12 protein-coding genes are annotated in these 7,356 nt (G+C 56.2%); all 12 read right to left on the reverse strand.

All coding sequences use genetic code 11. The features are described 5' to 3' along the window. On the reverse strand, nt 1-153 hold a 153-nt coding region (locus HLUSI_RS33905; RefSeq protein WP_040503211.1), incomplete at its 3' end, for a hypothetical protein. 116 nt (nt 154-269) lie between these two features. Beyond that, nucleotides 270-572, reverse strand: coding sequence for a hypothetical protein (locus HLUSI_RS0106085; RefSeq protein WP_157137758.1), 303 nt, complete (start codon nt 570-572; stop codon nt 270-272). Nucleotides 573-780: 208 nt separating this feature from the next. Continuing rightward, on the reverse strand, nt 781-954 hold the full coding sequence (locus tag HLUSI_RS0106090; RefSeq protein WP_016833122.1) for a CsbD family protein: 174 nt from the start codon (nt 952-954) through the stop codon (nt 781-783). Nucleotides 955-1,157: 203 nt separating this feature from the next. Beyond that, nucleotides 1,158-3,179, reverse strand: a complete 2,022-nt coding sequence (locus HLUSI_RS0106095; protein ID WP_040503212.1) for a PAS domain-containing sensor histidine kinase — start codon at nt 3,177-3,179, stop codon at nt 1,158-1,160. Nucleotides 3,180-3,308: 129 nt separating this feature from the next. Beyond that, nucleotides 3,309-3,782 carry a response regulator gene (locus tag HLUSI_RS0106100; RefSeq protein WP_016833126.1) on the reverse strand — a complete coding sequence of 158 codons (474 nt, stop codon included), beginning with the start codon at nt 3,780-3,782 and terminating at the stop codon, nt 3,309-3,311. A 98-nt stretch (nt 3,783-3,880) separates the two neighbouring features. Beyond that, complete coding sequence (locus HLUSI_RS0106105) at nt 3,881-4,510, reverse strand: response regulator (RefSeq protein WP_029363191.1); 630 nt, start codon at nt 4,508-4,510, stop codon at nt 3,881-3,883. Between the two features lie 223 nt (nt 4,511-4,733). Then, entirely contained in the window at nt 4,734-5,051 is a 318-nt protein-coding gene (locus HLUSI_RS0106110) for a BON domain-containing protein (protein ID WP_029363192.1), read from the reverse strand. A 151-nt stretch (nt 5,052-5,202) separates the two neighbouring features. After that, nucleotides 5,203-5,580 (reverse strand): hypothetical protein, encoded by a 378-nt coding sequence (locus HLUSI_RS0106115; RefSeq protein ID WP_016833132.1) that lies wholly within the window; start codon nt 5,578-5,580, stop codon nt 5,203-5,205. A gap of 91 nt (nt 5,581-5,671) precedes the next feature. Next, nucleotides 5,672-5,875 carry a CsbD family protein gene (locus tag HLUSI_RS0106120; protein ID WP_029363193.1) on the reverse strand — a complete coding sequence of 68 codons (204 nt, stop codon included), beginning with the start codon at nt 5,873-5,875 and terminating at the stop codon, nt 5,672-5,674. Between the two features lie 76 nt (nt 5,876-5,951). Next, nucleotides 5,952-6,515, reverse strand: coding sequence for a ferritin-like domain-containing protein (locus tag HLUSI_RS0106125; RefSeq protein ID WP_016833137.1), 564 nt, complete (start codon nt 6,513-6,515; stop codon nt 5,952-5,954). A 67-nt stretch (nt 6,516-6,582) separates the two neighbouring features. After that, nucleotides 6,583-6,894, reverse strand: coding sequence for an ElaB/YgaM/YqjD family protein (locus HLUSI_RS0106130; RefSeq protein WP_016833139.1), 312 nt, complete (start codon nt 6,892-6,894; stop codon nt 6,583-6,585). Between the two features lie 67 nt (nt 6,895-6,961). Then, complete coding sequence (locus tag HLUSI_RS32410) at nt 6,962-7,213, reverse strand: hypothetical protein (RefSeq protein ID WP_157137759.1); 252 nt, start codon at nt 7,211-7,213, stop codon at nt 6,962-6,964. Nucleotides 7,214-7,356: the final 143 nt, after the last annotated feature.

Genomic DNA, 7,356 nt, shown 5'->3' on the forward strand with positions numbered 1-7,356 from the left:
GCCGCTACCGCCGGTCAGGACGGCGCCGCCCACTGCACCAACGCCAGCGCCGACGGCCGTATTCTTGTCACGCTGCGACATGCCGCTGCAACCGCTCAGGATTGTCAGGGCACAGACAGTGATCGCAGTCACTGAAATTTTACTTATTTTCATGATGACACCTCTTTAAAAATGGTTGTTGCTGCGGGATGCAGCAGTCGATTCTCGTGGCTTCTTGTTGACTCAAATGAAGAGCCGGTATTTTTTAGACCATGTTCAGCATGCGAGTTTCATGTCGAAGGACTACGCAAACATTCGCTTACACTTTTGGCGTCGTTGGCATCGCAGGCCTGTTTTTTAAGACCGGGATGCTCATACACGATGACCGCATTGCGGATCGATGGAGGATGCTTGCGTTGAACCATGTCGAGGTAGAGGAATTTTTTCTTGCCCACGCCGGCTGCGGCGACGGCTTTGGACTTTGCAGTGTTCGCCTTGATGAGCGTCAACGCCTGCGAGGTGGCGGCGAAGGTGGGGGGACACACCATTGCGCCGGCCAATACGAGCAAAGCCACTGTAGTTATTTTTTTCATAATCCCTCCCTCGACAAGTCGTGCGCATCACGACGCGGGAATGTTTAAACGGAGCGCACCAGCGATACCGGACCATCATGACAAAAGAGGATCGCACCCGACAGCCGTGCTTCTCCGATTCTGCCGTAAGACGATTCCTACAAATCGCCAAGGCCCGACATGAGGGGGGCCTGAAAATGAAAGCCGCGCCCCATTTTCAGCAACCGGCTTAACGGTCCTTCAGCGCTTCCTTGACGTCGCCGTAGCTCTCCTGAACATTGCCGTCAATTTGCTTTGCAGCGCCCTTGACTTGCTGTTCCTTGCTATCGACCATTTCGCCGGCCTTTTGCTGGACCTTGCCTGCTACTTCCTTTGCCTTGCCTTGAACTTGATCTTTATTCATGATGGCTCCTGAAAATGAAGGGACCAGTTACTGTCTTTGAAACAGTCAACTGCACACATCTCCTTGAATGGAAACGCGATGACTCATCTTAATCAGGAGCGCTTTTTCAAACCATAAGACAGCCTCGCTTTGCGGCGTAGGACAATACGCAAAGTCGGTCTCAGAAAGGGGAATCGGCCTGCAGCGAGCGTGCAGGCCGGGGTTCAGACGTCGGCGACGGGCGCCAGAGGAAGGCGTATCGAGATGATGGAGCCATTGCCCGGAGTGGAACGAATGACGACATTGCCGCCGAAGAAAGTGGCGCGCTCGCGTAAACCGCGCAGGCCGTAAGTCTTGTTGTTGTCCTGGCGTTCCTGCGGAATGCCGACGCCGTTATCCCGCACCGTCAGCGAGACCTGTTCTTCATCGACGTCGAGGATGACGTCGACCTGAGTGGCTTTGGCATGCTTGGTGACATTGTTGAGCATCTCCTGCAACATGCGATAGATGGCGATTTCCATCTCGTGACCGATGGTCACATCCTCGTCAGGCAAGCTGGACTTGCAGGTGATGCCGGTACGCTCAGCGAGTTCGTCGAGCTGTTCCGTGATTGCCGCCTTGAGTCCGAACAAGTCCAGCATGTTCGGACGCAACTCGGTCTGGATCCTTCGCGTGGTGCTCACCAGCGAACTCATCAGTCCCTGCATGCGCGGCTTGCGCTCTTGCCACTTCTCGTCTTCCGGCAGGATCTTGTAGACGCTCTCGAGATGCATGCTCAACGCCGTCAACGAGGCGCCCATGTTGTCATGCAGCTCGCGAGCGATGGCGCGCTTCTCTTCTTCGCGCACGGTTTCCAGGTGGTTGGTCAGCTCGCGCAGCAGGGCGGTCCGCTCGACCACGGCTTTCTCAAGTTGCGCTTCGCGTTCGCGCAGGGAATCTTCGGCTCGCTTGCGCTCAGAAATATCGGTGCTGATGCCGATCACGCCCAGTACGTTGCCGGCCTTGTCAAACCAGGGCACGCGCGTGGACTGATAGGTGAAGATGCCATGCTGCAGATGCAAGGTCTGCTCGATCGTCTCCGGCAGGCCGTGCGCCATGACGCGCTTGTCGTCCTCGTCGATGCGATCGGCTTCTTCCCGCTCGGTGAACAGCTCGCGGCTGGAGCGATACATGGCTTCTTCCCAGGTCTTGCCGACCTGCTGCAACAACGCGGGATTGGCAAACACCAGCAAGCCTTGGCGATTCTTGACGAAGATCGGTTCGCGGGTGCTGTCGCTGACGGCGGTCAGCAGGGAATTGGCCTCGGCCAGCTTGGCCGCGCTTTGCATGCGCGCACCGTATTCGCGATCGAGCTTGCCGGCAAAACGCCAGAACACGAACACCACCAACGCACCGTCGATCAGCGTCAGGAACGGCAGCATCAATTGATCGGAATACAAGCCGCGTTCAGCACCCCTCGACACCAGCCAGTTCAGCAGCAGGATCAGGAACAGCATGGAAGGCAACAGGCGCCGCAACATGTTGCCGCCCGGTGCGTGACCGATGATGATGGACATCAGACGATGCGACGGCCGCGCCATCAGCAATGCTGCGCCGAGCAGCAAAAAGCCCAGGGCCGTCAGCAAGGGAATTCCGGTGGAATAGCGCAGGAAGGTCAGTTTGTTGATGCCGTACAGATAGCCGACCAGCGGGATCGCGCTCAATCCGAGCAGTACGAAGGCCAGATATTCAGCCGGGTAATGTCCGCCGCGAATACGCAGGTCTTGCAACAGGAGGATCAGCGCGGTGAGCAGGAAGCAGCCGGCGGCGAGCGGATGGATTTCGGCGCCGAATGCGCTGCCCGCCGTCGACAACACCGAGAAAGCACCGTGGAGCAATTTCACGCCGAACAGATTCTGCAGCAGGAATCCTGCGCTCAACAGCAACAGCAGCACGATAAGCACGCGCGATGCCAAGGCCAGCTTGCGACTGATCTTGCCGACATTGAGGCATTGCAGGTACAAGGCAGCCCCGGACAGGATGAAGCCGGCCGCAGAACTTCCCTGTACCGAGATGAGGTCGGCCAGGATCTTGCGGTAGCCGTCGTCGGCATAGCAGCTGATGAGCACCACCACGCCGAACAACGCGATAATCATGGCCAGACTCATGGCGGCACTGATGATGCTGGCGAAATTTGCCTGGGTGGCGACGTAATGTTCGAGCGAAGAGCTTTCGCCGGTATCGTTTCTGGTGGATGTCGTATGCATGTGCTGAAAACCCTTGATTTTTTCGTTGACCCCACGGCGAGGCGCGGCGGCATGCATTGACATTATATTGGGTTGCAACACCGCATCATGGCGATGTCAATGGCGGGACGAGGTCCGCACCATTGGAAATCAGGCTGGAGCGAATCCGCGCGGTGAATTGTTCTTGCCCGCTGCGCCCCGTCCGCTGATACGTTCGATCAGACTGCGCAATTTGGTGAACTCCGATGATTTATCGAAGAAGAACTGCACGCCGTACTGAACGCCGACGCGGCGATAGGTCGAACTGACATGATTGCTGAAGACGATCTTGAGTTCGTCATGGCGACGTTTGCCGGCGAGCGCCAGCGATTGCAGCAAATGCATGCCATTGCCCTGCTTGAGCTGAATATCGAGGATGAGCACGTCATAGCTCTCGTTTTCCAGACGCGCCATGGCATCCTGCTCGGTCTCGGAATAGCCTGCAAGCACCACACCCGGAATTTCGGTGAGACTCTCGATGATGAGATCCCGTACGTCCTCCGAGTCTTCCACCAGGAAGATCTTGAGCGGCGCATCGACAGAATGGCCCTTCGTCGTCACCAGTTGTTGCAGCACATCTTCCATGATAGCTATCCAAAACGACTAACAACCCAACAATCAACACGGCGCTCGGCCGCTCATTTCCCGCCTCGTCATTTCCCTCCCGACCGCCAACGCTGCCGTCAGTCGATCAGGTTGTTCTTGATCGCGTAATAAATGATGTCGGCGTTGTTCGCCATGTTCATCTTTTGCAGCACGCGCGAGCGGTAGGTGCTCACGGTCTTGACGCTCAGGCACAGCTCATCGGCGATTTGCGTCACGCCCTGGCCTTGGCCGAGCTTGTAGAAAATTTCGTATTCGCGCTGAGACAAGGTCTCGTGCAGCGGTTTTTCCGAATCCACCGGATCGGTGGTCAGCAACTCGGCCACGCCGTAGCTGATGTATTTGTGGCCGCGCAAAATCGTGTTGATGGCGCTGACCAGGTCGGTCGCGAGCGCTTCCTTCTGCACATAGCCGCTGGCGCCGCTGCGCAATACCTGCACCGCGTAGCGGCTTTCGGGATGCATGCTGAGCATCAGAACCGGCAGGTTGGGCTTTTCGCGCTTGATCTGTTTCAACACTTCGACGCCGCTCTTGTCCGGCATCGCGATATCGAGCAGGACAATGTCCCACTCCTGGGTGCGCACCAGGCGGATAGCTTCTTCCGCCGTGCTGGCTTCACCGCCGACTTCCATGTTCGGAATGTCGGCAATGAAATGCTGAACACCGGCGCGCACTACTGCGTGATCATCGACTACCAATATTTTTGTCATAGTTTTTACCAGCATCAAGACAATGCTGCATATCTCTCATTGATCAGGCAAATGCGGTCAAACTGCCGGGGTGCAGCCTGCCCATCATTTGTTCAGAGTGATCCGGGATCCGGACATCTTCCGCGGCTAACTATACCTCAACGATTGCAAATTTCGTACCATTTGAATGCACCTCAGGGGTGGCGACCGCATTCGCGGCGGCCACCCCCGACCGACCGGCGACTTACTTCAGACGCAGGTCGTTCTTGACCGAAGTCACACCCTTCACGCCGCGAGCCAACTCGGTTGCGCGGCTGGCTGCCGTTGCCGAACTGACAAAACCGCTCAGCTGAACCACGCCCTTGTAGGTTTCGACGTTGATTTCGGCCGACTTCAGGTTCGGTTCCTGGAGGATGGCAGTCTTCACCTTGGTGGTGATGACTGCGTCATCGACGTACTCGCCGGTGCCTTCCTTGTTCGGACCGGAAGCGCAACCGACCAGCGACACCATCATCAGTGCGAGGAAAAAGCCTGTGATACGTTTGGTCAAAGATAAAGTCATGATGGATCTCCTTGTTGGTAAATTCAATTCGTGTTGCCTGCGATTTTTTATGGAGAAGCATCGCACCTCTCCATGACCTTACTGCATACTCGATTACTCAATTTCAGCAGTTCAATTCAACTACTCAATTGCATCCTGGCGCGTCCCCGGATTACTTGGCGAACTTCACCTTGGCATCAGCCTGGCACTTGTCCCTTTCCGCACCGTTCATTGCGTCGCACTTTTCCTTGGCGGCGCTGTATTCGGCGTCATTGCTGGTCTTCTTTGCATCTTTCTTGGCGTCAGTGGATTTGCGCTTTGCCTTGGCGTCGGCTACTGCGGTTTCATGAGCAGCCTTGGCTTCCTTCTGGCAGACGTCCTGTTCATTGCCCTTGAGCGGTTTGCACTTGGCCTTGGCGGTCTTGTAATCCGCATCGGCGGCCGCGACGTCGGCCTTGTATTGGGATTTGACGGCATCAGCTGCGCTGGCCAGGCCATGGGCGCCCAATGCGGCGGAAGTCAGGATACAAGCGGCGATGAGTTTTTTCATGGGTAAGCTCCTCTGGTTTTATTAAAAATTGATTTTTGCGCCGGCGTACGGCAAACAAGCGACTTGCTGAGTTCAGCAGAGATCAGTGATGTCAATCCTTGTTGCTGTCTTCGAATGCCTTGATCTGCTTCTCGGTTTCGTCCTTGTTGATGCCATAGACTTCCTGGATGCGGCCGGCCAGCTGTTCACGCTTGCCGTTGATGGCGTCGAGCTGGTCGTCGGTCAGCTTGCCCCATTGTTCCTTGGCCTTGCCTTTGAACTGTTTCCAGTTGCCTTCGATGATGTCCCAATTCATGGTGTTCTCCTTCGCGTTGACGACACGGATGCCGTGTTGATGATGCATGCCCGGCTCAGAGACCGGACAGGCGTAGTCAATCGAGCAGATCGCTCATGTCGTCGGCGTGTTCTTCTTCCTTCGCCATGATGGAAATGAGCAAATGCCGGGTGGTCGGATCGTCGTCGCCGATGCGTTCGATCATCTGGCGATACGTCTCGATGGCGATGCGCTCGGCGATCAGGTTGGCGCGGATCATCGACTTGATGTCGCTGGAATCGTCATAATCGGCGTGGCTGCGCTCGGACAGCTTGCCTGGATTGAAATCCGGCTCGCCGTTCAGTTGCACGATGCGTTCGGCGATCTGGTTGGCATGCGCTTCTTCTTCCGCCGCATGCTCCAGGAATTCAGCCTTGATCGGCTCATTTTCCAGACCGGTAGCGGTGAAATAGTGACGCTTGTAGCGCAATACGCAGACCAGCTCGGTCGCCAGCGCGTCATTGAGCATCGCCACGACTTCTTCGCGATTGCCCTTGTAACCTTGGGTCACGGCGCCGTCGCCGATCTTCTGAGCGGCTTCGCGCACTTTCTCGCGGTCGATATGAAATGGCGCACCTCGTTCACCCGAAATATGACTGACCGTCGATGGGTTGCTTGACATGATGATGTTCCTTTATTCGATTGGCTGAATGGCTACGAATGGCTGCGATGACAATGAACAGGCGAATTCAACGTTCGCCGGTACGCGCCACGCACAAGCCCAGCAGCAAGCCGACGCCGGTGGAAATCGCGATGGCGCGCCATGGATTCGATTGCACGTAGTCGTCGGTGGTGGAGGCGATCTCCTTGCCGGTCTGGACCACATAGGATTGGATGCCTTGCGCCTTGACGAAGGCGCGATCCAGGATTTCTTCACCCTTGGCGCGCAAATCTTCGGCTTTCTTGCCGGTAGTGGCTGCGGCTTCGGTGAACAGTTCCTGTGCTTCCTGCAGCAGGACCTGGACGTCGCTACGGACGGTTCGCAATTTTTCTTCGCGCATTTTTTCCTCTCTTTCGTGTTGGTTGGCAGCTTCAGTAGCGGGGCGACATCTTCTCGATGCCGACGCTCTAATACATGAAGTACTGAAGGATGAGCAGCATCAGCAGAGGCATGCCCAGTAACCAGCAAATCACCAGTTTTTCTTTTTCCATGGTTGCACCCGTTTCGATAGTTCTTGTGTTGAAACGAACCGCTTGTCTCTTCCGTGTTATTCCTCGATTGCATTCGATTACTGCTGCATTGCTTGCTGTTTGCGCCGATAAGCCGATAACTGAACGATACTGGCAGTACCGTTTATCAGCGATAGGACTGCGGCTCATTACCTTGTAGGACAAGCCCGCAATCGGCTTTCGTCAAGGCGTTGCGTCCTGCGACAACTCATCCTTGACTGGCATGGCCGGCGTAATGACGTTGCCGCCTTCGCCTTCCCAGCGTCCGCCCTTCCGCGCGGATCAGGCGCGGA

It is taken from the genome of Herbaspirillum lusitanum P6-12, from assembly GCF_000256565.1.
GTDB lineage: Bacteria > Pseudomonadota > Gammaproteobacteria > Burkholderiales > Burkholderiaceae_D > Herbaspirillum > Herbaspirillum lusitanum.